This window comes from Bradyrhizobium sp. KZN70725 (assembly GCF_055264925.1).
In genome coordinates, this window is sequence record NZ_JBUYWT010000019.1 from 48,071 (window position 1) to 73,475 (window position 25,405).

32 protein-coding genes are annotated in these 25,405 nt (G+C 65.1%); 13 read left to right on the top strand and 19 right to left on the bottom strand.

Translation table 11 applies throughout. From position 1 onward, the window contains the following. Positions 1-39 precede the first annotated feature (39 nt). Complete coding sequence (locus ACZBJS_RS19740) at positions 40-1,131, bottom strand: hypothetical protein (RefSeq protein ID WP_316395819.1); 1,092 nt, start codon at positions 1,129-1,131, stop codon at positions 40-42. Positions 1,132-1,415: 284 nt separating this feature from the next. Here ACZBJS_RS19740 and ACZBJS_RS19745 point away from each other — a divergent pair, with 284 nt between their 5' ends. Beyond that, complete coding sequence (locus ACZBJS_RS19745) at positions 1,416-2,120, top strand: GrlR family regulatory protein (protein ID WP_092086343.1); 705 nt, start codon at positions 1,416-1,418, stop codon at positions 2,118-2,120. Positions 2,121-2,130: 10 nt separating this feature from the next. Here ACZBJS_RS19745 and ACZBJS_RS19750 read toward each other — a convergent pair whose 3' ends face one another. After that, complete coding sequence (locus tag ACZBJS_RS19750; protein ID WP_016843015.1) at positions 2,131-2,574, bottom strand: DMT family transporter; 444 nt, start codon at positions 2,572-2,574, stop codon at positions 2,131-2,133. Between the two features lie 159 nt (positions 2,575-2,733). On the opposite strand from ACZBJS_RS19750, the gene ACZBJS_RS19755 reads away from it, so the two are divergent. Further along, the gene (locus ACZBJS_RS19755) at positions 2,734-4,356 is read left to right on the top strand and encodes an ABC-F family ATP-binding cassette domain-containing protein (protein ID WP_316395818.1); all 1,623 of its coding nucleotides are present in this window, start codon (positions 2,734-2,736) and stop codon (positions 4,354-4,356) included. 1 nt (position 4,357) lies between these two features. Here ACZBJS_RS19755 and ACZBJS_RS19760 read toward each other — a convergent pair whose 3' ends face one another. From ACZBJS_RS19760 to ACZBJS_RS19770, 3 genes are all read right to left on the bottom strand, one after another. Beyond that, on the bottom strand, positions 4,358-4,990 hold the full coding sequence (locus ACZBJS_RS19760; RefSeq protein ID WP_253608874.1) for a DapH/DapD/GlmU-related protein: 633 nt from the start codon (positions 4,988-4,990) through the stop codon (positions 4,358-4,360). A 76-nt stretch (positions 4,991-5,066) separates the two neighbouring features. Continuing rightward, complete coding sequence (locus ACZBJS_RS19765; protein ID WP_168857004.1) at positions 5,067-6,041, bottom strand: glycerophosphodiester phosphodiesterase family protein; 975 nt, start codon at positions 6,039-6,041, stop codon at positions 5,067-5,069. Positions 6,042-6,106: 65 nt separating this feature from the next. Further along, the gene (locus ACZBJS_RS19770) at positions 6,107-7,018 is read right to left on the bottom strand and encodes a dienelactone hydrolase family protein (RefSeq protein ID WP_463439036.1); all 912 of its coding nucleotides are present in this window, start codon (positions 7,016-7,018) and stop codon (positions 6,107-6,109) included. 110 nt (positions 7,019-7,128) lie between these two features. Between ACZBJS_RS19770 and ACZBJS_RS19775 the strand changes: the two genes are divergently transcribed. Next, positions 7,129-8,004 carry an MBL fold metallo-hydrolase gene (locus tag ACZBJS_RS19775; RefSeq protein ID WP_463439037.1) on the top strand — a complete coding sequence of 292 codons (876 nt, stop codon included), beginning with the start codon at positions 7,129-7,131 and terminating at the stop codon, positions 8,002-8,004. Between the two features lie 25 nt (positions 8,005-8,029). Here ACZBJS_RS19775 and ACZBJS_RS19780 read toward each other — a convergent pair whose 3' ends face one another. Genes ACZBJS_RS19780 through ACZBJS_RS19790 form a run of 3 tightly spaced genes read right to left on the bottom strand, consistent with a single transcriptional unit; the run spans position 8,030 to position 9,292 of the window. Further along, positions 8,030-8,221, bottom strand: a complete 192-nt coding sequence (locus ACZBJS_RS19780; RefSeq protein WP_057019937.1) for a hypothetical protein — start codon at positions 8,219-8,221, stop codon at positions 8,030-8,032. Positions 8,222-8,271: 50 nt separating this feature from the next. Further along, a complete protein-coding gene (locus ACZBJS_RS19785; RefSeq protein ID WP_316395814.1) occupies positions 8,272-8,574 on the bottom strand; it encodes a PilZ domain-containing protein in 303 nt (100 codons plus the stop codon). A 4-nt stretch (positions 8,575-8,578) separates the two neighbouring features. Next, positions 8,579-9,292, bottom strand: coding sequence for a DUF2336 domain-containing protein (locus ACZBJS_RS19790; RefSeq protein ID WP_316395813.1), 714 nt, complete (start codon positions 9,290-9,292; stop codon positions 8,579-8,581). 393 nt (positions 9,293-9,685) lie between these two features. Here ACZBJS_RS19790 and ACZBJS_RS19795 point away from each other — a divergent pair, with 393 nt between their 5' ends. Next, a complete protein-coding gene (locus ACZBJS_RS19795) occupies positions 9,686-10,654 on the top strand; it encodes an AraC family transcriptional regulator (RefSeq protein WP_316395812.1) in 969 nt (322 codons plus the stop codon). 71 nt (positions 10,655-10,725) lie between these two features. After that, positions 10,726-10,971, top strand: coding sequence for a hypothetical protein (locus ACZBJS_RS19800; protein ID WP_076832093.1), 246 nt, complete (start codon positions 10,726-10,728; stop codon positions 10,969-10,971). A 125-nt stretch (positions 10,972-11,096) separates the two neighbouring features. Here the strand turns inward: ACZBJS_RS19800 and ACZBJS_RS19805 are convergent, their stop codons facing one another. Further along, positions 11,097-11,345, bottom strand: coding sequence for a hypothetical protein (locus tag ACZBJS_RS19805; RefSeq protein ID WP_021079659.1), 249 nt, complete (start codon positions 11,343-11,345; stop codon positions 11,097-11,099). Positions 11,346-11,495: 150 nt separating this feature from the next. On the opposite strand from ACZBJS_RS19805, the gene ACZBJS_RS19810 reads away from it, so the two are divergent. After that, entirely contained in the window at positions 11,496-12,173 is a 678-nt protein-coding gene (locus ACZBJS_RS19810) for a nitroreductase (protein WP_463439038.1), read from the top strand. A 234-nt stretch (positions 12,174-12,407) separates the two neighbouring features. Further along, the gene (locus ACZBJS_RS19815) at positions 12,408-13,571 is read left to right on the top strand and encodes an acyl-CoA dehydrogenase family protein (RefSeq protein ID WP_016843936.1); all 1,164 of its coding nucleotides are present in this window, start codon (positions 12,408-12,410) and stop codon (positions 13,569-13,571) included. Between the two features lie 149 nt (positions 13,572-13,720). Here ACZBJS_RS19815 and ACZBJS_RS19820 read toward each other — a convergent pair whose 3' ends face one another. After that, complete coding sequence (locus ACZBJS_RS19820) at positions 13,721-15,802, bottom strand: methyl-accepting chemotaxis protein (RefSeq protein ID WP_076832096.1); 2,082 nt, start codon at positions 15,800-15,802, stop codon at positions 13,721-13,723. A gap of 165 nt (positions 15,803-15,967) precedes the next feature. Further along, the gene (locus ACZBJS_RS19825) at positions 15,968-16,219 is read right to left on the bottom strand and encodes a hypothetical protein (RefSeq protein ID WP_057019943.1); all 252 of its coding nucleotides are present in this window, start codon (positions 16,217-16,219) and stop codon (positions 15,968-15,970) included. A 196-nt stretch (positions 16,220-16,415) separates the two neighbouring features. Between ACZBJS_RS19825 and ACZBJS_RS19830 the strand changes: the two genes are divergently transcribed. Beyond that, complete coding sequence (locus tag ACZBJS_RS19830) at positions 16,416-17,006, top strand: NADPH-dependent FMN reductase (protein ID WP_463439039.1); 591 nt, start codon at positions 16,416-16,418, stop codon at positions 17,004-17,006. A 34-nt stretch (positions 17,007-17,040) separates the two neighbouring features. After that, complete coding sequence (locus ACZBJS_RS19835; protein ID WP_316395811.1) at positions 17,041-17,823, top strand: SDR family NAD(P)-dependent oxidoreductase; 783 nt, start codon at positions 17,041-17,043, stop codon at positions 17,821-17,823. Positions 17,824-17,908: 85 nt separating this feature from the next. Here the strand turns inward: ACZBJS_RS19835 and ACZBJS_RS19840 are convergent, their stop codons facing one another. Continuing rightward, a complete protein-coding gene (locus ACZBJS_RS19840; protein WP_016843931.1) occupies positions 17,909-18,292 on the bottom strand; it encodes a hypothetical protein in 384 nt (127 codons plus the stop codon). A 174-nt stretch (positions 18,293-18,466) separates the two neighbouring features. On the opposite strand from ACZBJS_RS19840, the gene ACZBJS_RS19845 reads away from it, so the two are divergent. Continuing rightward, positions 18,467-19,096: a L,D-transpeptidase gene (locus ACZBJS_RS19845; protein ID WP_016843930.1), complete on the top strand. Its 630-nt coding sequence runs from the start codon at positions 18,467-18,469 to the stop codon at positions 19,094-19,096. A gap of 74 nt (positions 19,097-19,170) precedes the next feature. Here the strand turns inward: ACZBJS_RS19845 and ACZBJS_RS19850 are convergent, their stop codons facing one another. Next, positions 19,171-20,247, bottom strand: coding sequence for a hypothetical protein (locus ACZBJS_RS19850; RefSeq protein WP_463439040.1), 1,077 nt, complete (start codon positions 20,245-20,247; stop codon positions 19,171-19,173). Between the two features lie 381 nt (positions 20,248-20,628). Between ACZBJS_RS19850 and ACZBJS_RS19855 the strand changes: the two genes are divergently transcribed. Both ACZBJS_RS19855 and ACZBJS_RS19860 read left to right on the top strand, forming a co-directional pair. Further along, positions 20,629-21,210, top strand: coding sequence for a septal ring lytic transglycosylase RlpA family protein (locus ACZBJS_RS19855; RefSeq protein WP_141343298.1), 582 nt, complete (start codon positions 20,629-20,631; stop codon positions 21,208-21,210). 392 nt (positions 21,211-21,602) lie between these two features. Further along, positions 21,603-22,085: a hypothetical protein gene (locus ACZBJS_RS19860; RefSeq protein WP_316395809.1), complete on the top strand. Its 483-nt coding sequence runs from the start codon at positions 21,603-21,605 to the stop codon at positions 22,083-22,085. A gap of 104 nt (positions 22,086-22,189) precedes the next feature. Here the strand turns inward: ACZBJS_RS19860 and ACZBJS_RS19865 are convergent, their stop codons facing one another. Then, entirely contained in the window at positions 22,190-22,918 is a 729-nt protein-coding gene (locus tag ACZBJS_RS19865; RefSeq protein WP_229193177.1) for a class I SAM-dependent methyltransferase, read from the bottom strand. 128 nt (positions 22,919-23,046) lie between these two features. On the opposite strand from ACZBJS_RS19865, the gene ACZBJS_RS19870 reads away from it, so the two are divergent. Further along, positions 23,047-23,232 (top strand): hypothetical protein, encoded by a 186-nt coding sequence (locus tag ACZBJS_RS19870; RefSeq protein WP_016840754.1) that lies wholly within the window; start codon positions 23,047-23,049, stop codon positions 23,230-23,232. Positions 23,233-23,317: 85 nt separating this feature from the next. Here ACZBJS_RS19870 and ACZBJS_RS19875 read toward each other — a convergent pair whose 3' ends face one another. The 5 genes from ACZBJS_RS19875 to ACZBJS_RS19895 form a co-directional block, all read right to left on the bottom strand. Next, on the bottom strand, positions 23,318-23,554 hold the full coding sequence (locus ACZBJS_RS19875) for a hypothetical protein (protein ID WP_016840755.1): 237 nt from the start codon (positions 23,552-23,554) through the stop codon (positions 23,318-23,320). Between the two features lie 323 nt (positions 23,555-23,877). Continuing rightward, positions 23,878-24,051 (bottom strand): hypothetical protein, encoded by a 174-nt coding sequence (locus ACZBJS_RS19880; RefSeq protein ID WP_229193178.1) that lies wholly within the window; start codon positions 24,049-24,051, stop codon positions 23,878-23,880. A gap of 9 nt (positions 24,052-24,060) precedes the next feature. Beyond that, a complete protein-coding gene (locus tag ACZBJS_RS19885; protein ID WP_028332292.1) occupies positions 24,061-24,291 on the bottom strand; it encodes a DUF6894 family protein in 231 nt (76 codons plus the stop codon). Between the two features lie 140 nt (positions 24,292-24,431). After that, positions 24,432-24,776 carry a tRNA-binding protein gene (locus tag ACZBJS_RS19890; RefSeq protein ID WP_225163046.1) on the bottom strand — a complete coding sequence of 115 codons (345 nt, stop codon included), beginning with the start codon at positions 24,774-24,776 and terminating at the stop codon, positions 24,432-24,434. Beyond that, positions 24,776-25,402 carry a LysE family translocator gene (locus ACZBJS_RS19895; protein ID WP_316395808.1) on the bottom strand — a complete coding sequence of 209 codons (627 nt, stop codon included), beginning with the start codon at positions 25,400-25,402 and terminating at the stop codon, positions 24,776-24,778. Before ACZBJS_RS19895 ends, ACZBJS_RS19890 begins: the two co-directional genes overlap by 1 nt. Positions 25,403-25,405 lie beyond the last annotated feature (3 nt).

Sequence of the window (25,405 nt, forward strand, 5' to 3'; positions counted from 1 at the left end):
CCGCAATAGGTCGTAGCTGCCTCACTTGTAGCTTTGGGCTCACTTCAGGTCGGCGATGGTGGCCGGTCCCGGACCCGGCGTGATCAGCGTCGGCCACTGCTTGGAACCGAACGGCACCAGCGGCGGCAGGAAGGCGGTCATGCCGCGCTTCCTGGTCTCGGCGATGATCGCCTCGCGCGCGTCGCCCCCCATCAGCTCATAGTCCATCAGGTGATAGCTGCCGAAGAACAGCGCGCCGACCGAGCGGTCCGCGATGATCCGGGTCAGCGATTCCAGCATGTCCGACGGCGTCGTGGTGAAGGAGATCGTCTCGATCAGCATCAGGCGGCTGTTGATGGCGTCAGGCCCGAAGAACTGCGCCAGCACGCTGAAGATCACGTTGTTCTGCCGCGCCACATAGATCGTGTTGCTCGCGCCGTAGGTCTTGTCCCAGTCGGCGCCGAGCTGGGATTTCCAGTCGGCCATGACCGTCATCCAGTGCGCGACCTGGGTCTGCGCGGCCCAGGCGACGTTCCTGGCGAGCAGCGGCGCCTGCTTCTTGCCGAACGCCTCGAGCGTCGCGAAGGGGATCGCGCCGGCGGTGAGGCATTCATCCATGAAGGCGATGTTGTTCTTGAGGATGGCACGGTTGTTGTCGCGCCAGTCCGCCTGCATGGGCGTGGCATCGAGCCCGTCGAGCGCCGACTGCATCCGGCTGCGATAGGCCTGCATCGACCCGCGCCATGCCTTGTCGTCGGGATTGTTGACATAGGGGCCGACCACTTCGGCCAGCGCCATCGTGCTGTGGCCGACCGATTTGAGCAGCTGATAGACGATCGGCACCTGCGGCGCCTCGGTCGGCGGCTTGCCTGGCCGGTACAGGATCAGGCGGCCGCCGGCGCCGGAGAACAGGCCGAGGATCACGGGGTGTTTGTCGAGGATGTTCTTCTGGAAGATCCGCGCCGCATCGCCATAGAGCTCGAACATGCCGGTGTTGAGCGCGAGCACGTCCTTGGTCGCGACGTCGGCCGGAGTTGATGAGGTCTTACCGGAGATCGGCCCCATATAGTCGGGCAGCGACTGGGCCAGGGCTGTGCCGCCGCTGCCGAGCAGCAGCGCCAGCGCGGCGGCCAGGCCAAAGCGATTGATCATGTGATGCTCCTCGAAGCCTCGCCTGTGTCGAGGCCGGAGCGGCCGCGCGACCATTGGCGGAATGCGCAAATGCTTGGACACAGTGAACTGGGAGATCAGAGAACCGGCAGACCGGATCCCGCGTGACGCAGCACGACGCGGGCGGTGCCTACAGCTAAGCGACGAATCGGCTGCTGTCCACACCCGGACATTGCGGGCGTGCCTGCGCCAAAAGACGCAATGGTGCGGCGCTCGGCCTGGTGCTATGGGGCGAATAGAATCAATTTTATTTTTTGGATTTTTGCGTGCTCAACGGACTTTACAAGGTCGAGTACGGCATCAACGGCGCATTCGGCCGCAGCATCATGTGCATGCATGACGGCAAGATGCTGGGCGGCAATTCGGCCTTTGCCCATCTCGGCACCTATCAGGTGACGGAAGGCGAGATCGCCGCCGAGGTGATCACCGAGCGCCACAATGACGATCCGAACTTCAAGCCGCTGATGGGCGCCGACGTCACCGTCATCAAGGTGCGCGGCAGGAGCGAGGGGTCCACCATCCTGCTCGAGGGCAAGGCTGACGCCATGCCGGACGGCGTGTTCTGGGCGAATTTGGCGCCGCTCGACGACGAGGCCTTGCCGCCGCGCGGGGCGGTCGGTCCCGGCGGCATCGTCAACGGACTGTACTCGATCCATCTGCGCGCGCTCGACGGGGTCGATGCCGGGCTCACCGGGGTCATGCTGCTGATGGACGGCCGCATCCTCGGCGGCGATGCGTTCTTCTACTATCTCGGTTCGTATTCGTCGGCCGATGGCCGCTGGCGAGGCGAGATCGTCAACCAGGAGCATACGCCGGCGAAGGGCGAGTACCCGGTGTTCGGCGGTTATGAAGTCGGCATCGGTTTTGCCGGTTCGTGCCGTGCGGACGGTGCCGAGCTCGAAGGCATCGCGCTGGCCGGCAAGCGCAGCCTTCGCCTGTCCGCCGAATTGCGCCTGATGCGCCGCGCCTGACGAGAGCCCGTCAATCCTTGATCAGAAGCACGCCGCCGATGATCAGCGCGATGCCGGCCAGCCGTGAAACCGACACCGGGTGCTGCGCCAGCCCGAACAGGCCAAAATGGTCCATCGCGATGCCCGCGAGCATTTGACCCGCAACCACCAGTGCCAGCAGGGTCGCGGCGCCGAGTGGCGGCAGCAGCAGGATCATCAGCAGGATAAAGATGCCGCCGAGGACGCCGCCGCTCCAGGCCCACCACGGCACCGCCGTCACCAGCTTCCAGGACGGCACCGGCTCGCGCGTCGCGACCAGCACGACCGCCATCGTCACGAGCCCGCCGAGATAGCTGACGAGCCCGGCCCAGGCCGGCGAGTTGAGGGCGGACCTGAGATTGCCGTTCAGGACCTGCTGAACGGCGACGCAGATGCCGGCGCCGAGCGCGAGCAGATAGAGAAACCAGACTTGCATAAGATGCCCCAAAACCGATCGTCGAACCGCTTCATGTCATATTCGATTGGCAACGATCGTGGCATGCACGAAACGCGGCACGAACCTGCGGAATGGGCTTCCACCCACGGCCCAGATCGAATAAGAGGCCGCAAACCCTCAGTTCCCCAGTATTAGAGCATGATCCGCCTCGATAACGTCTCCAAGCAAGTCGGCCACCAGATCCTCTTCATCGAAGCCTCCGCGGCGCTCCAGAAGGGCGAGAAGATCGGCCTCGTCGGGCCGAACGGCGCCGGCAAGACCACGCTGTTCCGGATGATCTCGGGCCGGGAAATCCCGGACGAGGGCCAGGTCTCGCTCGATCGCGGCATTTCGATCGGCTATTTCAGCCAGGATGTCGGCGAGATGTCCGGCCGCAGCGCGGTCGCAGAGGTGATGGATGGGGCTGGGCCCGTCAGCGTGGTCGCGGCCGAGCTCAGGGAACTCGAGGCCGCAATGGCCGACCCCGACAAGGCCGACGAGATGGATGACATCATCGCGCGCTATGGCGAGGTGCAACATCAGTTCGAGGAGCTCGACGGCTACGCGCTCGACGGCCGCGCGCGCGAGGCGCTGGCGGGTCTCGGCTTCAGCCAGGAGATGATGGACGGCGACGTCGGCAAACTATCCGGCGGCTGGAAGATGCGCGTCGCGCTTGCGCGTATTCTTCTGATGCGTCCGGACGTCATGCTGCTCGACGAGCCGAGCAACCATCTCGATCTCGAAAGCCTGATCTGGCTCGAGCAGTTCCTGAAGGGTTATGAGGGCGCGCTGCTGATGACCTCGCATGACCGCGAGTTCATCAACCGGATCATCAACAAGGTGGTCGAGATCGACGCCGGCCAGCTCACCACCTATTCCGGCAATTACGAGTTCTACGAACAGCAGCGCGCGCTCTCCGACAAGCAGCAGCAGGCGCAGTTCGAGCGGCAGCAGGCGATGCTCGCCAAGGAGATCAAGTTCATCGAGCGCTTCAAGGCGCGCGCCTCGCACGCAGCCCAGGTGCAGAGCCGGGTGAAGAAGCTCGACAAGATCGAGCGGGTCGAGCCGCCGCGGCGACGGCAGACCGTGGCGTTCGAGTTCCACCCGGCGCCGCGCTCGGGCGAGGATGTCGTCAGCCTGAAGAACGTCCACAAGGCCTATGGCAGCAAGCGCATCTATGACGGCCTCGACTTCATGATCCGTCGCAAGGAGCGCTGGTGCGTGATGGGCATCAACGGTGCCGGCAAGTCGACGCTCCTGAAGCTGGTCGCCGGTTCAACCGAGCCCGACGACGGCGCGGTCGCGGTCGGCGGCAGCGTCAAGATGGGCTATTTCGCCCAGCATGCGATGGACCTGCTCGATGGCGAGCGCACCGTGTTCCAGTCGCTGGAGGACGCGTTTCCGCAGGCCGGCCAGGGCAGCCTTCGCGCGCTGGCCGGCTGCTTCGGCTTCTCCGGCGACGACGTCGAGAAGAAGTGCCGGGTACTCTCGGGTGGCGAGAAGGCGCGGCTGGTGATGGCCAAGATGCTGTTCGATCCGCCGAACTTCCTGGTGCTCGACGAGCCGACCAACCATCTCGATCTCGCCACGAAGGAAATGCTGATATCAGCGCTCTCCGAGTTCGAAGGCACGATGCTGTTCGTCTCGCACGACCGGCACTTCCTCGCCGCGCTTTCCAACCGCGTGCTGGAGCTGACCCCTGACGGCATCCACCAATATGGCGGCGGCTACACTGAGTATGTCGCGCGTACCGGCCAGGAAGCGCCGGGACTGCGGAGCTAGCTCAAGTCCGCCATCGCGCGCAAAACGCCTCGACGTCGCCGGACTGGAATTCCGGCAGGCGCTCCCAGAGGGTTTCAGCCGGCCAGTTCCACCAGGCGATCTGCGACAGCTCGGCGGCGATCTTGCGGTTGAACCGCTCCTTGATCGGCCGGGCCGGCACGCCGCCGACGATGGTGTAGGGCGCGACATCGCGCGAGACCACGGCGCCGGCCGCCAGCACCGCGCCGTCTCCGACAGTGACGCCGGGCAGCACGATCACGCCGTGGCCGATCCAGACGTCGTTACCGATCACGACGCGATCCGCGCGTCGGTTCCTGAAGAAGTCATGATCGCGCTCGGCTGAGGCGGTGTAATATTCCGGACAATAGGTGAAGCGATGCTGGGAGGGGCGCTCGAGCGGATGATTGGGCGCGCCGATCCGGACCTGCGCCGCGATCGCGCAGAAGCGGCCGATCACGGCGTCGGCGACGATGCAGCCGCTGCCGAGATAGGAGTAGTCGCCAAGCTCGGTGTATTCGATCGCGGTGTCGCCGAGAACCTCACAGCAACGTCCGACCCTGACCTCGCGCAGCTTGACCGTCGGCTCGATGACGGTTTCGGCGATCTTGGGGCGGGTCAGGCTCGGTGCGTTCATAGCGTTGTCCTCGATGCGACGGGCCGCTTCAGTCGCACAATTTCTATGACGGAGAGATGACAGGAGGAGGCCGGATCTAACGCCCGGCGAGGCGGGCGATGGTCTCGATTTCGTTGGTCCAGATCCCGCCGGAATAGCTTTCGGGCAGGCGCCGGAACAGGTCGGCATCGTCGACCCCGGTCGAGAATTCGCCGCCCTGATAAGGCCCGAGCACGAAGACCGCGCTGTTGGCCGCGGCCATGCGGTTGAGGAAGCGGTCCGGCCATCCCCATAGCCAGGGCGCGTAGTTGATCGGCACCAGCACGATGGCGTTGCGGCAGGCATCAGGCACGATGCCGGTCCAGCCATAGCCGATATAGCGGACGAGGCATCTCTTGAGCGTCGCGCGCGAAATGGTTCGGGTCTCCGGCGCAAGCCGCCGGATCGTCTCGATCGGCTCGTCGCCGCCATAAACCATGATCAGCTTGCGCCGTTCGGCGGCGAGCCGGTTCAAGACCGTTGCGAGCTTCTCGCCTTCGGAGGGATCGCGGCTCTTGACGTTGATCAGGAGCCGGCGATCCGGAAAGGTCTTAAGCACCTCGTCCAGCGACGGCATCAGGCCGATGCCCTTGCCGCGGAACGGGAAGGTCTTGCCGTCATCGGCCGTGTAGCCATAGCCGATATCGAGCATCTTCAGCCGCGCCATCGGCTGTTCGCGGGTGACGCCCTGGCCATCGGTGCGGCAATCGACGGTCCAGTCGTGAAACACCGCGAACTCGCCGTCGGTCGTCGGATGGACGTCGAGCTCGACGATATCGGCGCCGCGCTCGAAGCTCGCCCGCATCGAGCGGATCGTGTTCTCGAGATAGTCATGGGTCGGCGGCAGCATGCGCGCCGCGGTGCAGGTGTCGTTCTTGAGGTCGCGCTCGTCGAAACGCTGCGCCATGCCGCGATGGGCGAGCAGCACCGGCTTGCCGCCGGCATGCGTTGCGAGAAGGCTCGTGTTGTTGAGGTAGATTGCGGCGGCGACGGCAACGATCGCCGCTGCCGCGTATTTCAGTTTCCTGCCCAAGCGACTCGGTTCCTTGCTGGATCGCCGGCCCGGGTAGGGGTGCTTTCTGGTCGATTTGCGGCGGCCTAATCCTTCAAGCCGTCCACTGCGGCAATCGCCCGCACCATCGCGTCCTGGAGCGCCGCGCTGTTGGCGGGATTCGACTGGCGGCGACGGCCGGGATCGTCGAAATCGTGGGTGGCACCCGGATAAACCACGACATCGATCTTGCTGCCGGCAGCAACGGAGCGGCTGGCGACGTCCCGGCAGCGGTCGGGCGATACTTCCTCGTCGTCCGTGCCGAGCAACATCGTGATCGGTGCTGCCGACCCGAGCGTCTGCGCCAGCAGCGCGGCCGGCCCGCAGCCCGGATAGAACACGAGCGCGGCGCGATACCCCGACGTCGTCGCGCCTTGCCGCTGCATCACGTTCAGCGCGGTGCTGCCGCCATTCGACCATCCCTGCAGGAAGATGCGGTTGCTGCTGATCTCCTTCTGGCTGCGCAGCCAGCTCAGCGCGCCCTCGGCGTCGAGCGGCCGCACGGTCTTTTCATTGACGTCGCTGCGATCAGGATCGTCATGCGTGTAGCGGCCGAAGCCGTGCGCCTTGCCGCGCGGACCAAAACTGTCCGGCAGCAGCGCGAAATAGCCGTGGTCGGCCCAATACTGTCGCCACATCGCGTGGCGCTTGGACAGGCTGCCGGCATTGCAGGCCGCCGACGGATTGGTTCGCGACACCAGCGTGCAGTCCTTGTTGACGTTGGTCGAATAGGGGCCGCCGCGGCCGTGCAGCAGCACGATGGCAGGGTACGGGCCCGGCGTTTGCGGCCTGAACAGGTAGCCGACGATCTCGGTCTTGCCGTCGGCGCTCGGAAAGAAAACGGTGTCGGGCGCGGCTGCCGCCGCTGTCGGCAATGTCGTGAGCTTCAGGAGGACGATCGGAATCGCGCAATGGGTCATTCCCGCAGCATGAGCAGGATTTCGGATGAATTGCGGCATGGTTGTTTCCCTCCAGCAATGCAAAGCCGCATGGCGTGCTGCACGGCGCTCGGCTTGTGAGGCGAGGTGCCGCCCGCTACGCTTTACAAAAAACCGGGAGCGAAACAACCATGAAGCAGATCAGGATCGGCGACATCACGATCGACGCGGTGATCGAGCGCGAAGGACCGTGGCGGCGGCCGCAGGATTTCTTCCCGACCTACAACGACGATGTGTTCAAGCATCATCTGAAGACGATGGAGCCGGAGGTCTTCGACGCCGCGCGCGGCATGATGATGATCACCTATCAGACCTTCGTGGTGCGGACGCCGCGTTACACCATCCTGGTCGATACCTGCACCGGCGAGGACAAGGGCCACCCGAGGCCGTTCGACTTCCCGGGCAAGGAGCGCTGGCGCAACGAGCTGTTCGCGCTCGGCATCTCCTATGAGCAGATCGATTATGTGTTCTGCACCCATCTGCACATCGACCACACCGGCTGGAATACGACGCTGCGCGACGGGCGCTGGGTGCCGACCTTCCCGAACGCGAAATACGTCTTCCACAAGGGCGAGTATGCGGCCTGGGAGGCCGAGAACGCCAAGGGCGCCAATCCGCCCGGTACGGTGTTCCGCGACAATTGCCTGCCGATCGTCGAGGCCGGGCAGGCGCTCCTGGTCGACGACGACTACGCGCTCGACGACACCGTGACGCTGACGCCGACCCCGGGCCATTCGCCCTGCCATTGCTGCATCAACATCTTCTCGAAGGGGCAGCGCGCGGTGGTCGCCGGAGACCTGATGCACCATGCAATCCAGTGCCGCGAACCGGAATGGTCGGCCGAACCCGATTGGGATCCGAAGCAGTCGGCGATATCGCGGCGGAAATTCTTTGCCTCCGTTGCCGAGACCGACACGCTGATCCTGCCGATCCATTTTCCGGCCCCGACGGTCGGCCTGATCAAGGCAGATGGCGATCGCTTCGACTATCGCTTCAAGCGGGAGTAGGCGCGCGACAGTCGGCAGCTCAAGGTCACCGCGCTGCGCGGGTCCGGCGCGGGACCTGGGTCAGAAACCGTTCCAGATCGGCGCACAGGCGATGCGCCATTTCCTCGTCGATCGCAAACGTCGCGACGCTGCCGGCGCAGTCGATCTCGATGGTCCCGCGCAACGGTGCGGCGGAGGCGGTCGATACCCTGATGTTGGTCGCTCTCTGTACGGTCATGTCGTCAACTTCCCTTCGGGCCGGTTGCGCCAATCCTCATTTTGCAATCCTCACCTTGGAATGACGGGGCGTCCCGTTCGCCGTCTCTCTTCGATGAACCTCACGCCGATCTCGGCACCGTCGACGCGAACGAGCTCGCAGCGGCGGAAGGCCAGTCCACGCGAGGACAGCACCAGGAAGAACTCCTGGGCCTTCAGCACATCGAGCGATCCGTCGACCTCGAGCCGGGCCCCGCTCTGCGAGACGTCGAGCAGGATGCAACTCCGCCGCCACGTGCCGTCGACACCCATGAGATTGACGGGATAGCGCGTCTCGAGCCTGACGCGTTCCGCCCTGCGGTCACCATACGTCATTGCATCACTCACACTGCCTGGGAGCGCTTCCTGCCCGGGAGCGCTTCGTCGTTACCGTGGCCCGCGCCTCCGCATCGTCGATTGTGGCTGGTGGGGTCGCGGAGGCGCGGGCTGCGCTGGCATCGATTGCAGCGCGGATCGTGTCCTGAAGATCGGGCCGCGCAAGCTTGAGCAGCCGGGCCTGCTGGCGCGGCGTGGACCGCATAACGAGGTCGGCAAGAACGCGGCGAGGTAGATCCTTGCGCGAGATCAATCCGTCGGCGATGTCGTCGTCGCGCTCGGCAGCATCGATCATCATGGCGAGGCCCGCGCCGGTCAGTTCAGCGCCGGGATTGCGCGCGAGGACCCGAAGCACGCTGCTGTCGCCTCGCATCAGGAGAATGTCCGTGAGCTCCGCATTGACGGCCTTGCGTCCTGCGATCGCGCAGAGGTGTCCCTCGGCCCGCATCCAGGCGATGTCGATCAGGTCGGCATCGGGGAGGCATTCGCATTTGCGCAGGATCGGAGCGGCGACATCGGCGTCGTCATGGTTGGCCAGACGGCGCGCGAGTTCCCGCGGCACCAAGCGCAAATCGGCAAACGAGCGGCTGAGCGTGGTCAGGGTCCGCAGTTCGACGTTCTCGGTCAGGCGGACCAGGATGCCGTCGAACATCTCGACGTGGTGCGCGCTGAGGCGGTGAGCGTCTTCGAGAAACAACCCGGCCACCTCCTGCAGCATGCGCGTGCGGAGGTCGGGCGAGCCAGCTTTCAAGACATAGTCGAGTTTGGCAATAAGATCGGGCGAGGCAATAACTGTCATTGCGGTCTCTAAAATGGTCCGCGACGAGGAACATCATCGTTCCCGATGCCAATTTGCTCCTCGAATCTTTAATAGGGGTATAGAAATTGATGGGGAGGGCCGATTGCGGCGGTGGATATCCCGCTAAAGACTATCGAAATTCGGCAGCCGCGTTACATTGGCGGATTGTCCGGTTCGACGAACGGACCGCATTTTTCCTGATTGAACCTATTGGACGATTCGCATTTTGTGCATGGAATTTATTGATGCGGCCGGCGCGCAAGGCGCCGCGTCGCGCGCAATTTTTCAAGAGCATTTCACGGGAGCGGTCATTTGACGGCGCCATTACCGGTGCCGAGAGTCTTTCGTTTTGACGATGTTGATGCATTCCGGAGTTCGATCCGAAATCTGGATGTTGATTTCACGCCACTTGCGCGGAAGATTTCGGCCGAGCAGGTCATCCTGAGTTTGCCGGGATGCGAGCTCAACTACACGCAGTCCTTTCCGCGGATCGTCGACGCACAGCTTGCGCCGCACACCACTGCGGTCGGCTTCACGATGGATGACGGGGTCCCGATCCGCTTCAACGGCGTCGAGCGCGATCGCGCGGTCATCGTGCTCGGTGGCGGCGGCGCGTTCTACTCGTCGGTGGAGGAGACGCCCCGCCAATATGCCTCGGTGATGTTTACGCCGGAGATTGTCGACCGCGGCTGGCCGCAGCCGGGTCTTCATTTCAGCATTCACGAAATTTCTCAACGCGCGCAGGATCGGCTGCGTGAAGTGGTAAGGCACATCCTGCTCGTGACCTCGCAGCCGACCGAGGATGCCCCGTTCGCTAGCGGCGAGTCGATCAAGGAGACGCTGCTTGCGGCGATCGACAACGCCTTCGCCGAGATCGTGCCGGCCAAGTGGACGACGCGGGCCAACACGACGCGCCAGTTCAAGGTCTTCAACGACGCGCGCGCAATTCTGGCAGGCGACGTGGCGCACCCGATCTACAGCGGCGAACTGGCCAGGCAGATCGGCGTGTCGGTGCGCACGCTGCATGACGCCATCCAGCGCTACCGGGGCGTCAGCCTGCATCGCTATTTGCGGTTGCGCCGGCTCTGGCTGGTGCGCCAGCAACTGCTGGCCGGTGCGCCCAGCGTCAAGATGTGCGCGCTGGCCTACGGATTTTGGCACTTGAGCGATTTTTCGCGCAGCTATCGGTCGCAGTTCGGGGAAGCGCCATCCGAAACACTGGCCGCCTCGCGCCGTCCGGGCGCCACCCGCGCCGATCCGTCCCGCGGACACGGTTCGTAACCATCGATCTGAACGGAATCTTAACGGCCGCCGACGAGCCTGTGGGTACGATTTCACCAGAGGCGACGGCAATGCATCCCCGGAGATTTGCGCGTGTTCGTCCGAGCGGATGCGTGTCCAGTGTGGTCAAGCTCCAGCTTGAACCGAAGGCGCCGCTGATCGAGTGCCGGCTGGTGGACTATTCCGCCGGCGGGGCCTGCCTGGAATTTGCCAAGCCGACCCAATTGCCGGAGCGTTTCGAAATGTTTCATGGCAACACCCGGAAGCGTTGCCGGCGGGTTTGGAGCAGGGGTGTGCGGGTCGGCGTATCGTTCTGAGGGCGCCCGCCGATCAGGGGCGATCCACCGGCCAATAGCCGTTCGGGCCGCGCCCTGCGCGACCCGATGGTTTGTCCCGATTGAAGTCTGTCCCGATGAGGGGTGAAAAGGCGTCGGCGAGAGGCTCAGGCGCCGCTCTGGCACTTCTTCATGAACGAGGTCTTGGCCGCGCCGGCGAGCTTCTTGCCGTCGGAGCCGACTGCCTTGGTCTCGCAGGCGTCCGTCGTGCACTTCTTCATGAACGAGGTCTTGGCCGCGCCGGCCAGCGGCTTGCCGTCCTTGCCGACGGCTTTCGTCTCGCAGGAGGCGTCCTGTGCAAATGCCGAACCGGCGGCAAAGGTCGCGATCACGGCCGCCAAGAAAATCCGCTTCATCTGGGTTCTCCCTAAACCAAACCAGTGGCCGGATTGGATACGGGATTCTTGGCCCGATCAAGTTCCCATGGCCGATTTTGTCGATAAAATAACCCGATCAGATCAAGGAAATTCCGCGTGCAGCGCGGAACAAAATCGGGGAAGCGCGGAATGGAATTCGAGACGCTGGTACAGTCACGCAAAAGCGTGCGCGGGTTCAAGAAGCAGCCGGTGTCGCGGGCGACCGTCGAGGAGATCATCGAGGTGGCCAAGCGCGCGCCGTCCTCGATGAACACCCAGCCCTGGCACGTTCACGTCCGGACCGGGGCGCCGCTGGAGGAAGTGCGCCGCCGCAACATGGAAGAGATGGTCGCCGGTGCCAAGGTGAAGCGCGACATCGTCAGCCACGGCGAGTACCAGGGCGTGCATCGCGGCCGCCAGGTCGACATCGCCAAGAAGCTGTTCGGGGCGATGGGGATCGCCCGCGATGACAAGCCGATGCGGCAGGATTGGGTGCTGCGCGGCTTCCGCCAGTTCGATGCTCCGGTGTCGCTGGTCCTGACCTACGACCGGATCCTCGATCCGGGCGCGGTCTGCCATTTCGATCTCGGCGCGCTCTGCTACGGCATCGTGCTCGCAGCCTGGGATCGCGGCCTTGGCAGCGTGATCAACGGCCAGGGCATCATGCGCTCCGACATCGTGCGCGAGGTCGCCGACATCCCGGAAGACGAGGTGATCATGACCTGCGTCGCAATGGGCTATCCCGACGACGGCTTTGCCGCCAATGCGGTACGCTCCGACCGCGAGGCCAACAACGATTTTGTCCGCTACGTCGGCTTTGCCGATTAGCGCCGCGTCGTTCGCTTGTTCAGGGGAACAACCTCGTGCGGCACGCTCGGTTGCGCGATGCACAGGCGTGTCCGGCGCATTTGCGTACGCGCCGACCACGCCGCGGGATATTGAATTCCGCGCCGTGAAACCATCGCGCGAGCGTGAGCACGGCTGCGCGTTTCCGCTATTCTCGCCGGTAAAAAATGCGCTACTGGTTTTTTGAAGCACAACAGCGCGGGCGAGGAATCCCAGATGAGCGACGATGAACAGACAGCTATGATCCGCGAGACCGTCGCGAGATTCGTCGATCGCGAACTGATCCCGCTCGAGCCGCACTATCTGAAATCGAAGCTGCCCGGCAGCGATCACCCCGAGCTCACGTCGGAACAGCGCAAGCGGCTGCGCGACGTCTCGAAGGAGCTCGGCCTCTGGGGCCTCGATGCGCCCGAGGATCTCGGTGGCCACGACCTGCCGACGCGCACGATGGCTGCGGTGCACGAAGAACTCGGCCGCAGTTGCGTGCCGTTCGTGCTGCCGCCGGACTCGCCGAACCTGCGCATGCTGCAGGCGGTCGGTACCGACGCGCAGAAGAAGAAATATCTGCAGCCCTATATCGAAGGCCGGATGGCCTCGGCGATCGCGATCTCCGAGCCCGGAGCCGGCGGCGATCCCGCGGGCATGAAGACGCGCGCGGTGCTCGAAGGCGAACAGTGGGTGCTCAACGGCCGCAAGATCTGGATCAGCAATGCGCGCGCCGCCGACTTCATCATCGTGATGGCGCGGGTCGGCAACGATCAGCGCCAGGGCGGCATCACCTCCTTCATCGTCGAGAAGGGCACGGCGGGCTTCATCATCGAGCGCGAGATTCCGATGGTCGGCGGCGGCTCGACCTATGAGATCGTGTTCGAGGACTGCCGCATCCCGAAGGACTCCGTGCTGGGCGAGGTCGGCAAGGGCTACGCGCCGATGCAGCTGCGGCTGCGCACGCGGCGGCTCGAGATGGGATCGACCTGCGTCGGCATCACCAAGCGTGCGCTCGACATGATGTGCGAGCACGCCAAACAGCGCGAGACGTTCGGCGTCAAGCTCGCCGAGCGCCAGGCGATCCAGTGGTGGATCGCCGATATCTCCACGCGCATGCATGCGTGCCGGCTGATGGTGCGCGAGGCCGCCGACAAGACCGACCGCGGCGAGGACATCCGCCACGAGGCCTCGATGATCAAGGTGTTCGCGACCGAGATGGCCTATGACGCCTGCGACCACGCCATGCAGACGCTCGGCGCGCTCGGCGTGACGCTGGAATTGCCGCTGAACGCGCTGTGGCAGAAGGCCCGCCTGATGCGGGTCTACGAAGGCCCGAGCGAGGTCCATCGCCAGGCGATCGCCCGCCGCGTGCTTGGGTTGCGCGGCGGCTAGCAGGGCGCGCGGCCCTCAAGCAAACCCGTCATTGCGAGCGCAAGCGAAGCAATCCATCGTGCCGCAGTGGAGACATGGATTGCTTCGTCGCTGGCGCTCCTCGCAATGACGAGGAGAAAACCTGCCACGTGGTCGCCACGTGCTCTCGGTTACGCCGCCCGCACGTCGGACAGGAAGCGGTTGACCTGGCCGGCGAGGTCCTTGGACTGCGTCGAGAGCTGTTCGGCCGCGCCCAGCACCTGGTTCGCGGCGCCGCCGGTGTCGTCGGCGGCGCGCTGCACGCCGGAGATGTTGGAATTGACCTCCTGGGTGCCGCGCGCGGCTTCCTGAACACTGCGCGAGATCTCCTTGGTCGCCGAGCCCTGTTCCTCGATCGCGGCGGCAATCGCGGTGCCGATCTGGTCGATCTCGGTGATGACGTCGATGACGCTCCGGATCGCCGTCACGGTCTCGTCGCTCGCGGTCTGGATCGCGGTGATCTGTTCGGAGATCTCCGTGGTTGCCTTCGCGGTCTGGCCGGCCAGCGACTTCACCTCGGACGCGACCACGGCAAAGCCGCGGCCGGCCTCGCCGGCGCGGGCCGCCTCGATGGTGGCGTTGAGCGCGAGCAGATTGGTCTGTGCCGCGATGCTCTGGATCAGCGTCACGACGTCGCCGATCTTCTGCGCGCCCTCGGCCAGCGAGCGCGCGGTGTCGCCGGTACGCCGGGCATGATCGACCGCGCGCGCGGCGATCTCGGTCGAGGTCGCGACCTGGCGGGCGATCTCCGAAATCGAGGAGGTCAGCTCCTCGGTGGCGCTCGCCACCGTCTGCACGTTGGTCGAGGTCTGATCGGACGCCGCGGCGACGATTGCGGCTTGGCGGTTGGTGGCGGCGGCGGTGGCCGACATCGATTGCGCCGTGTCCTCCATCACCGAGGATGCCGCGGACAATCCGCCGACCAGCTCGGTGACCTTGGCTTCGAAGGCGCGGGTCAGATCGTCGAGCACGCGGGCGCGGCGCATCTTGACGTCGTTCTCGGCTTCCTTCTCGGCAGCGAGGCGATCGGCTTCGATCTTGTTGTCCTTGAACACCTGCACGGCGGCGGCCATCGCGCCGATCTCGTCCTTGCGCGCGGCGCCCGGGATCGTCTCGGCAACTTCGCCCGCGGCAAGACGCGACATCCGGCCGGTGAGGGCCGCGATCGGGTTGAGGATGCGGCGGCGGACCATGACGATCAGGCCGGCACTGACGGCAACGACCGCGAGCAGCCCGATCAGCGCCACCACGAAGCTGAAGCGCGCCGACGAATAGGCGCCCGCAAGGCCTTGCTCGGCATTCTCGTAGAATGCGTCGCGCACGGTGATGATGGAGGCGAGGCCGATCTGGGATTCGGCGTAATAGGTCTCGACGTCTTGCTCATACTTGCCGGAGATCGCGCCTTCCTTGGCGAGCTTCAGCGCCTTGCCGAAACGCTCGACGTAGTCGGCCTGCATCTTGCCCAGCGCCGTCAGGACATTGGCTGATGTCGCCGGATTGTTGCGCAACTCCTGCAGCGTCGAGAGGATCTGCTCGGTGCGGCCGGTGCTGCGGAACAGCTCCAGCTTTTCCTGTTCGGTCGCGACGCGCTTGGCGCCGACCAGCGCCTTGTGCAGGCTGGCATTGAGGCCGCCGGTGTCGCGCAGCGTCCAGGCGACATTGGCGTAGCTGGCCTGGCGGTAGGCGTTGCCGTCAAGGCCGGCGAGGCGGCGCACCTGCTCGTCGAGCAGCACGGTGACGCCGGCGTTGAAGACGGAGTTGTCGGCGACGATCTTGGTTGCCGCCGGACGGCGGGCATCGACCGGACCTGCGATCGCCTTCTCGATCGCGTCGCGGAGCGCGGCGAACTTGGCCTTCAGCGCATCGATCGCGCTCGCAACCGCTTCGCCGTCGTCGAGCGAGCCGGGCAGCGTGGCGCGGACCTGATTGACCTTGGCGAGCGCGCCGTCGGTCAGCTTGCGCAGCTTGTCGAGATCGGTGATCTGCTTCTGGTCGATCGCACCGGTGCTGAACAAGAGGTTGGTGGACATGCCGCGTTCGGAGTTCATGTAGCGCGGGATGTCGCCGACGGCGCGGACGATTTCGAGCCGGCTCTGCGCGGTCGAGACCTTGTCCATGGTCTGGTACTTGGTCACCGCGACATAGGCCGCCAGTCCGCCGCCGACCGCGGACAATGAGACGATCGCGGCCGTCAGGAGAGTACCGATTTTCATGGGATGCGCGCCATTCTTGACGAGAGAGGGGAGGCCTCAACCGTAGCGGGCGTGCATTAAGCTTGGGTTTATGATGCGGGAGCCGCCGCAACGGCCCCGGCCGTTTGGTCCGAAAGTCGAAGGCGCCGCGTCGCCCGGCCGCGCGTGGCGGCAGGGCGTGACACGTCAGTGCTCGTCGTCGTCAGCACCCTTGGCCGCGGGGCGGTGCTGGGTGGCGCCGTTCGAGCCCGCTTCGCCGCAGGGGAGCTGGTTCCAGGTGCCATCGGCGGCCTGCTGATAGGCCTGGCAGCCGGACGAAGTGGTGGTCGTGGATTTGTCGTCGGCCTTCTGCCGCTCGGTACTCTTGCCCAGCGCGGGCGTGGCAACGGCGGCGATGGCTGCGAGCGAGCCTGCGAAAACCAGCTTTGCGATCCGCATGTCGGTTCCTCCTTCTCGAAGCGAAAACATATCCAGAAAACAAATCTGGCGATTTTTGGCCACGGCGAAGGGCCTGCGACGAATTGCTTAATGCCGGCGAAGCGAGCCGGAATGCCGGTTAACACTTGCGCGAGGCGGCTGGCCGCGCGCCGCACCGCAGGACGCTGTTGCCGCAGCGTGCTAGGATCGGCTTGTCATGACCCACCGCATTCTCGTGTTCTACGGCTCCTACCGCTCGAATCGCATGGGCATCCGGCTGGCACACTTCGTCGTCGACGGTCTTCGTGCCCGCGGCAACGATGTCGAGTTGATCGATGCCAAGGAGGTCGGCCTGCCGATGCTCGACCGGATGTACAAGGAACATCCCAAGGGGCAGGCGCCGGCCGTGCTCGAAACGCTCGCCGGAAAAATCCGCGACGCCGACGGCTTCCTGTTCGTCACCGGCGAATACAATTGGGGCATTCAGCCCGGGCTGAAGAACCTGACCGACCATTTCCTCGAGGAATGGTTCTGGCGTCCCGCGGCGATCGCAAGCTATTCGGCCGGGCGGTTCGCCGGCGTGCGTGCCGCGACCGCCTGGCACGGTACGCTGTCCGAGATGGGCATGGTGGTGGTATCGAGCACGATCGGTGCGGGGCCGATCGCGCAGACGCTGTCGGCCGAGGGCAAGCCGATCGGCGAGGGCGGCAAGGCGCTCGAACGCGCCTTTCCGCGCTTTGCCGAGGATTTTTCCTGGTGGATCGAAGCCGCCAAGGCACAGCGGGCGCGCAAGGCGCCGCCCTACTGAGCGCAGGTCTGCCAATCCCGGGAGTTTCGCGATCATGAGCCTCTTCACATCGCCGTTCGATCCCGCACGCGAGACAGCCCTGGTCACCGGCGCGGGCAACGGCATCGGCCGCGCCATTGCGCAGGCGCTGGTCGGCGAAGGTGTGCGGACGGTGTTTGCCGATCTGTATGAGGACAGGGTTCTGGCGGCGATCAAGGCCGCGCCGCGTCCCGAACTCGCGGTCGCGTGGGCCGGCGATCTCGCGCAGCACGCGGCGTGCGACGCCCTGTTGGCGCATGCGCAAGCCTCGCTCGGGCAGGTGACCCATTTCGTCCACAGTGCTTCGCCGCCGCGCCGCGAAGCCGATCATGCGATGGCCGTCGATCAAGAGATCTGGCGGCAGATGCATGCGGTCAATCTCGATGCCGGCTTTCATTTGTCGCGCGAACTGGCGCGCAGGCTGATCGCGGCGAAGACGCCGGGCTCGTTCCTGCTGCTCACCTCGCTGCATGCCGGCACGCCACGCAACCTGCCGCATTACTCGACCGCGAAGGCCGGCATGGCGATGCTGGTGAAGGAGCTTGCCAAGAGCTGGGGCCGCTATGGCATCCGCGTCAATGCGCTGGTGCCCGGCGCGATCGCGGCCGGCGGCTTCGTCGCCGATCCCGCGCTGGCAAAGCATATTCCGCTCGGACGGCTTGGCCAGGCGGACGATCTTGCGCCGATGGCGCTTGCCGTGCTCTCGCACAAGCTCTCCGGTTACGTCACCGGGGCGTCGATCGTGGTCGATGGCGGCCTGTCGCTGACCAACTGGTTCGCGCCGCCGGAGCTCGATTGAGGATTCTCGTTCGACGTGTTTTCTTCACGCGAACCGGTGCCCATCCCGCATCAAGTGCGGGACAGGCTTCGCTCGAAAACGCTTTCTATTCCTTCGTCCTGATGTAGCCCGCGAGCCGCGTCTTCTGGTCCTGGCACCAGGTCGTCATGCTGCCGGCGCGGCGCTGATCGAGGTCGGTGGTCTGGGTTGCGATCGCGACTTCCGTCATCAGGTCGTCGGCCTGCTTCTCGCCCATCTTGCCACCGGTATGCATGAAGGCGATCGCCTTGCGCACCTTCTCGGTGGTGCCGTCGGGCAGATGCATGTCCTGCGCCCGCTGCACGAGGTCCTGATAAACCAGATCGGTGCCGGGGCACTCGACCTTGGCGGCAAAGGCCTGCAGCACCATCGTGACATAGGCCGCGCGCGGATCGGCATGGGCAGGGGTTGCTGCGACAATCAGGCCGCCGATCAGCAGGGCGTAACGCATGAATTTCCTCCGGAGGTTTTGGACGTTTTTTGTGAGGCTAGCGTCCAAGGGAACCGAGTGCAACCGCCAGGACACACTCACGGAAAGAACCGATCAAACAGACGTGTTCCAACCTCGTTGCCACGATTTGAGCACGATTTCGGCAGCATGTGGCACAAGTTGACGCAGGGGAGAATGATCGTGTCAAAGTTGGGGCTTGCTGCGGTGCTGGTGGGATCGCTTGCGCTTGGCGGCTGCATGCAGGCGACGCTGTCGCCGGCGACGGATGTCGCGATGACGTCGCGCGATCGGCAATTGCTGGCGCATCCGCCCTATGCGGATGCCAAGATCCCGCAGCAGTTCCAGCGGCACATTGTCGAGTACACCCGTCGGGAGCAGCCGGGCTCGATCCTGGTCGATACCGACGCGCGCTACCTCTATTACGTGCTGCCCGGCGGCAAGGCGATCCGTTACGGCGTCGCCGTCGGCGAGGAGGCGATGGCCTTCTCCGGCGTCGCCACCGTCGGCCGCCTGGCCGAATGGCCGGATTGGGTTCCGACCCAGGATATCCAGGAGCGGCTCGGGCCGTATCCGAAGCGTGTCGCCGGTGGACCGGCCAATCCGCTCGGCGCCCGCGGCATCTACCTCTACCAGGGCAACAAGGACACGCTGTATCGCATCCATGGCACCAACCAGCCCGAATATATCGGGCAGGCGATCTCGTCGGGCTGCATTCGCATGACCAATGGCGACGTGATCGACCTTTATCAGCGGGTCAAGCCGGGCGCGACCGTTGTCGTTCTGCCGCCGGGACAGAGCGCGTAATTCGAATACAAAGTGTATTGCGGCCGATCGCGTCATCGCGATCGGCCGCAAGCTTTTTTAAAGGTCGGTCAGGCTCAGCGCAGCGGCATCGGCGGCCGAACCACCGGGCCGCCATCATCCGCGTCAACAACCGAGGACTGCTGCTGCACCGGCCGCGGTGCCGCAACCGCCTGCGGGGCGGCGGCGGGAGCCGGCAGCGGTGTTGCTGATGCAGGCGGTGGAGGCGGCGGGATATAGGCCTGCGCCGGCCGGCGCACCGGTGGCGGCGCAACGGCGGCATGCGGCGCCGCCTGCGGCGTGACCGCGGCGCGCGGGCGCGGCGGAGCGACCGGCCGCGGCTCGACGGCCCTGGTCTCGGTCGTCTTCGCGACGGGCTGTGCCAACTGATCCTGGCCGGCCTTGAGCTGATCGATGCTGGTCTTCAACTGCTCGATCTGCTGTCCCATCGACGCGAGATCGCGCGCCATCGATTGCAGCAATTGCGTCTGGTCGGGTGCCGCTGCGGCTGGTGCCGCCGCGGTAGCGGGCGCAACCGGCGCTCCTGCGGCAGCCGGTGCCGCGGCAGGGGCGGGCGCCGGCGCGGCCGTGGCGGGCACGGCCGTGGCGACGTCCTGTGGCGGAGTGGCCGGTGCAGCTTCAGCTGCCGCCTGATCGGTTGTCGCCGCCGGTGCTGGCGGCGCACTCACCTGATCCGAGGCGGAGGCTGCCTTGCCTGGGATCAGCGAAGTCAGTGCAGCGATCTGAGGCGCCCACTCGGCGGCGATCTGCTTGGCGCGATCGCCGTAGTGCTGCCACGCCGCGGTGCCCATGGCGCCAGCGATCGCGAAGCAGAACCAGAAGGCGCGGATCGCCCATTTGCTGGTGGGGCGCGGCGCGCGGTCCAATCTGATGTCGTCCAGTCGGCCGTCATGGCTTGGCGCGCTATAGGCCGGCTCGGCCGCCACTGACATTGGCGTGACCGGCGGCACCGAAGCGACGGCCGCGACCGGGGGTGTGGACGAAGGCGCGAGGCTCGAGCCGAAATAGGGCTCGCGCTGCCCCGGCGCTGTCCTTCCGGCAGGCGCGGCGGCGTTGTCCGGGCGTACCGGAGCGAAGCTCGGTTCGATCGCGAAAATATCGTGTGGATCTGCGTCTTTCAGTGTCGATTGCATGGCGGTCCCCGTTTCATTCCAAGGTCAACCGCAAATGGGCGGCCGGCAAATTTACGCTCTGTATTGACCCCTGACCCTGTCCCCACGACTCCAGCCCGGTTTGACCAAAGCAAGGCGAGAGGGTGGAGAGGTTGGGGAGTTTGGGGAACCGAAACCCGGGGGCGAGGGGGCGTGGCCATCCACGGCCCGAGTGCGGCGCTTCAAGCCGGTATTTCCGGGTGAAGCGTCCGGGTTGTGTGGCGCATCCACCACATCCGAGGGGAAATCGCATCGCGTGCGGCAGGTCTGACCGCGCTCCGCCACCGTTCCGCCCCGATTGGATTCGGCTGATAGGCCGTTGGATTTTCGGCTTGGGCTGGGGGCGCAAGTTGGGGGTGCAACATGTCACGCGACGATGCAGTCAACTCGTACGTCGGCGTCAAATGCAGCGCGCATGGTGCTGCGGCCCCGATCCTGTTTGCGCATGCCCGAAAGCCGCTCCGGCTGCTCGCCGTGATGATCGGCGCGGCGTCGCTCGCGGCGTGCGCGCAGTCCTCCGTTGTCAGCCAGCGCTCACAGGCGCTAGCGAGCCGGCCTGCGTCGATCGAGCCGACGCGGGCTGCGTCATCTGCGACACGCACACGTGTCGCCACGGCGCGCAAGCATACGCCGTATGCCTCGCGCAGGACCGGCCACACCAAGATTGCGTCGCAGGGCGTCGCGAGCTTCTACAGCGAGGAGCAGCCGACCGCGAGCGGCGAGAAGTTCGACGGGCGCGAGTTGACCGCCGCGCATCCGACATTGCCATTCGGCACCAAGCTGCGCGTGACCGACGTCAAGAGCGGTCGTTCGGTCACCGTGCGCGTCAATGACCGCGGACCCTACGTCCCCGGGCGCATCGTCGACGTCTCGCATTCTGCGGCGCAATCGCTCGGCATGATCGGCAAGGGCATCACGAATGTCAGGCTCGACGTGGTGCAGTAAATAGCGTGGCGCAAGCCAGGTTCGGGATTTTTGCCAGCTCGATCGGGAAAAAGTCCCGGCGTTGCGCGCGCTTTAATCCTGTTGTCCGAATGACGGCGGCAAATAGAATTGTTGCCGCTACTTCCCCGCGCTCTCCATTTCCAGGCGCGTGGATTTCTACCCAATGAACCTTCCCCGCCTTGGTGTCCCTCCAGGGCGGGGTTTTTCTTGTGGCCGCCATGCGCGCCGCATGCGTCGACAGGGCGAGCCGGCGCCATAACCTCCGTCCTGCTTTGGAGGGCGGCCATGCCAAACAACAATCAAGAAACTGACGGCTTCGCACGCTCGATGACGGCAGAGGCACGCACCGGATCGAGGTCGGTCTCGATGCGCCGCGCGAGGGCACCACGACGATGACCGGCAACAAGCTGCATCACGAATACCAGCCCGACCTGATGCGCGTGGTCGCGAGCGGTACCTGGCGCGACCTGCGCACGTTCGTGACGACCTGGACCTGCGTGGAATCGGCGTTTCGCGACACCGTGACCTCTGGATATGCCGACCTTGATGGGAAAGCTCGCATAGGCACGACCGAACGTTGCGCGCTGGCGGATCCTGTGCCGGCGGTTCCACCAAATTGTCACAGTCCCAGCGAAATCCGGCCCAAAGCCGCTGCCAACAAACGCCGGATGGACCAAGTCGGCGAGGGACAAGCGTTGGCCTACAAGATGATCGCAGAACGCGAGAACGAAACGGTCAGGATCGAGCGCGAGAGCACCTTCATCATCATCGCCAAGGCCAAGGTCTGGGCGAGCGAAGGGTGGCAGGTGGTGATCACCGACAAGGACGGGAAATCATACCCGCCCGACGAGTTCGACAAGCTGCTCGCGGCTTGACGCCAAAGCGCGATGAGTTCGGGTTGAAGCTTCATCGCGCTTTAGCTCTTCAGTTAGAGCATGATCTCCTCGGAAAATCGCTTCGCACTTTTCCGGATCATGCTTTAGCGTTGCGCTGACACAAGCAGCATCATCGGCCGTTCGAGCTCGTCGGCCAGTTCGGGCGCGGCCTTGACCTGCTCCCGCGTCGGGCAGAACTCCTCGACATGGCGCAGCGTGAAGCCGGCGCCGATCAACACGTTGAGCGTGGTGCCGATGGTGCGGTGATATTTCAGCACGCCCTTCACATACCAGTCGGTCCGGCGTTCGCCTTCGATGAAGTAGCGGTTGACCGGCCAGGTCTTGTGGCCGTCTACGTCCTGCCCCCAGTCCGGATGGACGGCCGCCATGTAGACCGGATGCTCGACGGTGAAGACCAGATGCCCCTCCGGGACCAGCGCGCGATACAGCATGCGCGCCAGGCGATCGAAATCCCTGATGTAGTGGAAGGCGAGGGCGGAGTAGGCGAGATCGAATGTCGATTTCGGCAGCTCGAGCGTCTCGAGGTCGGCGATCTCGTAGGTGATCGCCGCATCCTGCGTCATGGCCGCGGCGCGGGCGATCATGTTCTGCGAGAGGTCGATGCCGAGCACGTCGGATGCGCCTTGCTTGCGCATCCAGCGCGATACCCAGCCGAAGCCGCAGCCGAGATCGACCACGCGCTTGCCCGCGACATCGGGCAGCATGGCGCGGATCGCCGGCCATTCGGGCGCGCCGAGCAGTCCGCGGACCTGCCGCGGCAGCTGGCTGTAGCCGGCGAAGAAGCCGGGATCGTCGTAGATGTTCTGCGCCATGGCTCTTTCTGTAACCGCCGCCGCACCGTGTGGGAACCGCTGATTGTGTCGCGCCCGGCGCGCTGCTGGAACCAGACGCGGCGCTCAGTGGTTTCTGATGTCAGCAGTCGACAGCCGAGGAGAGCGCCATGTTAGCCGAGATGCAAATCCACACCATCGCGCGGCAGATGCTGTTGAAGCACGGTCCGGAGGCGATCGCCCAGGCCGCGCAGAACGCCGTGGCTTGCGAGAGCAAGGGCGAGACCGACGACGCGCGCGACTGGCGCCATATCGAGGACGCGCTGAAGATGATGCGCGGACCGCATCAGAGCTGACGGCGGGCGGGCTAGGCGACCCCGCCGTCGCGCAACGACACTGGGACCGCGCGAGCGCGATCGCCGCAACCCTAACCTGCGGACGCTAGCCCGCCCGGCGCCACCGCGGCACGGGATCGAGCGGCGTGCGGTAGAGCTCGCGCCGGTCGATGTCGGTGACGCGAACCGCGCAGCCGCGCGCCTTCAGCTCCGGCTTGACCTGCGACAGCTCGTTGGCGAGCTGGTCGGCGCGGTCGGAGGCGAGGCTGATGTCTTCGAGGATGATGGTTCCTTGATTGCGGAACTCGTCCCCCACCACGAGATCGAAGGTGTAGTACGGCATTCCGAAGTCTCCGTTTCGGTTTGCATCACAGGGTAACACTGAGTCGAGCATTCCCTAAGATGCGTGGCGCACAATCAACGTGCGATCGGCGCAAAAACGATGTGCAGCGCATCAAGCACGACGAACGAACAAGCCACGCCGCACGGCGAAGGAGTCCTTTGAACCAGCTCACCGCCATGCCGTTAAGATTTGATTAAAACAGTCGTCGCAAGCTCAGGACCAAGTGGAATCGCAGCGGAACCGGACTCCGGGAACCGGCAGCTGCAGGAGAAGGCCGGTGGCGTAACGCCCGCCGGCCTTTTCTCGCTGTGGATGCCGCGAAGCTAGTCGCGCAGTGCGGCTTGCCGCCGGGCGCGGCATTTCGGGCCTGGTCCGCGCATGTAGTACAATTCGGGGCGATAGGGATTGATGACGCCATCGATCAGCGCGACGCAGCGCGCGATGAGGCGGGCGAGGCGGCGTCGCAACGGCTGCAGGGCAAGTTCCATCGCATTCATGGCATGCCCTCAGTGCAGCTCGCCGAGGATGGCGGTGAACGGCAGCTCGAAGATCTCGGTTCCGATGTCGTCGGTGACGTGGACTGCCCAGTTGCGCCAGTCCTCCACGCTCGGTGTCATGACAAAGCTGCGCGCCAATTGCTCCGCATACACGCGCGCCTCCGCCAGATCCATCGCGGCGCCGGTGCGATCCAGGATGACGTGCTTGTCGTCGGAGCAGTGAAAGAAAACTGCGGACATTCTTCCGATTCCCATGCCGAAGCGATTCTCGCGCGTTGCAATAGCAGCGCGCGCGGGCACGGAGAATCCGGGTGATCCCCCATCGGTAAACTACGGGGAATCCAGACGATTTGAATCACGCGGCCGTGATCAGCCCGACGTCAGAAGATCGGCTCGCCGATCGCAACCTCGCTGCGCGGGCCGAGCACGATCACCTCGCCGCTGGCGTCCTTGGCGCCGAGGATCAGGAGTTCCGAGGTGAAACCTGCGATGTTCTTCGGCCCGAGATTGCAGATGCACACGACCAGCGAGCCGACCAGCGCCGCCGGCTCGTAATTCGTGATCTGTGCGCTCGACCACATGATTCGCCCGGCGCCGACATCGACGCCGACCTTGTAGGACGGATTGCGGGCGCGGGGAAACGGCTGCACCTCGACGACCTCGCCGATCCGGATATCGAGGCGGGCGAAGTCGTCGTAGCTGGCCTGCGGCTTGAGCGGGGACATCAGCGCTCCTGGAACGCAAGGCGGACACCGAGCGCGATATAGATCGTGCCGACCACGCGGCCCTGCCACTGCCCGATGCGGCGATGCCGACTGATCCACGGGCTGATCTGGCCGGCGGCGAGCGCCAGCAGCGAGGTGTAGACCGCGCTCATCACGACGAAGATCAGGCCGAGGGTCGCGAACTGCGCCACCGCCGAGCCGTGGCCGGGGTGCACGAACTGCGGCAGGAAGGCGAGGAAGAACAGCGCGGTCTTCGGATTGAGCATTTCCGCCCAGATCGCCTGCCGGAACGCACGCCGCGGATCGACCGGCTGCGCCGCCGGCAAATCCAGCTCGTCGTTCTTCTCCAACAGGGCGCGGACGCCGAGCACGATCAGGTAGATCACGCCGGCATATTTCACGACCGAGAACGCCAGCGCCGAGGTCATCAGCACGGCCGAGAGGCCGAATGTCGCCATCGCGGTGTGGACGAGATCGCCGAGCGCGATCCCGAACCCGGTCGCGACGCCGACGCGCGCTCCGCCGGTGACCGAACGCGCGAGCACCAGCAGCACCGCCGGCCCGGGGATCAGGAACAGGCCGAGCACGACGGCGGCGTAGGTGAGGAGGGTGGTGATGTCGATCATGAA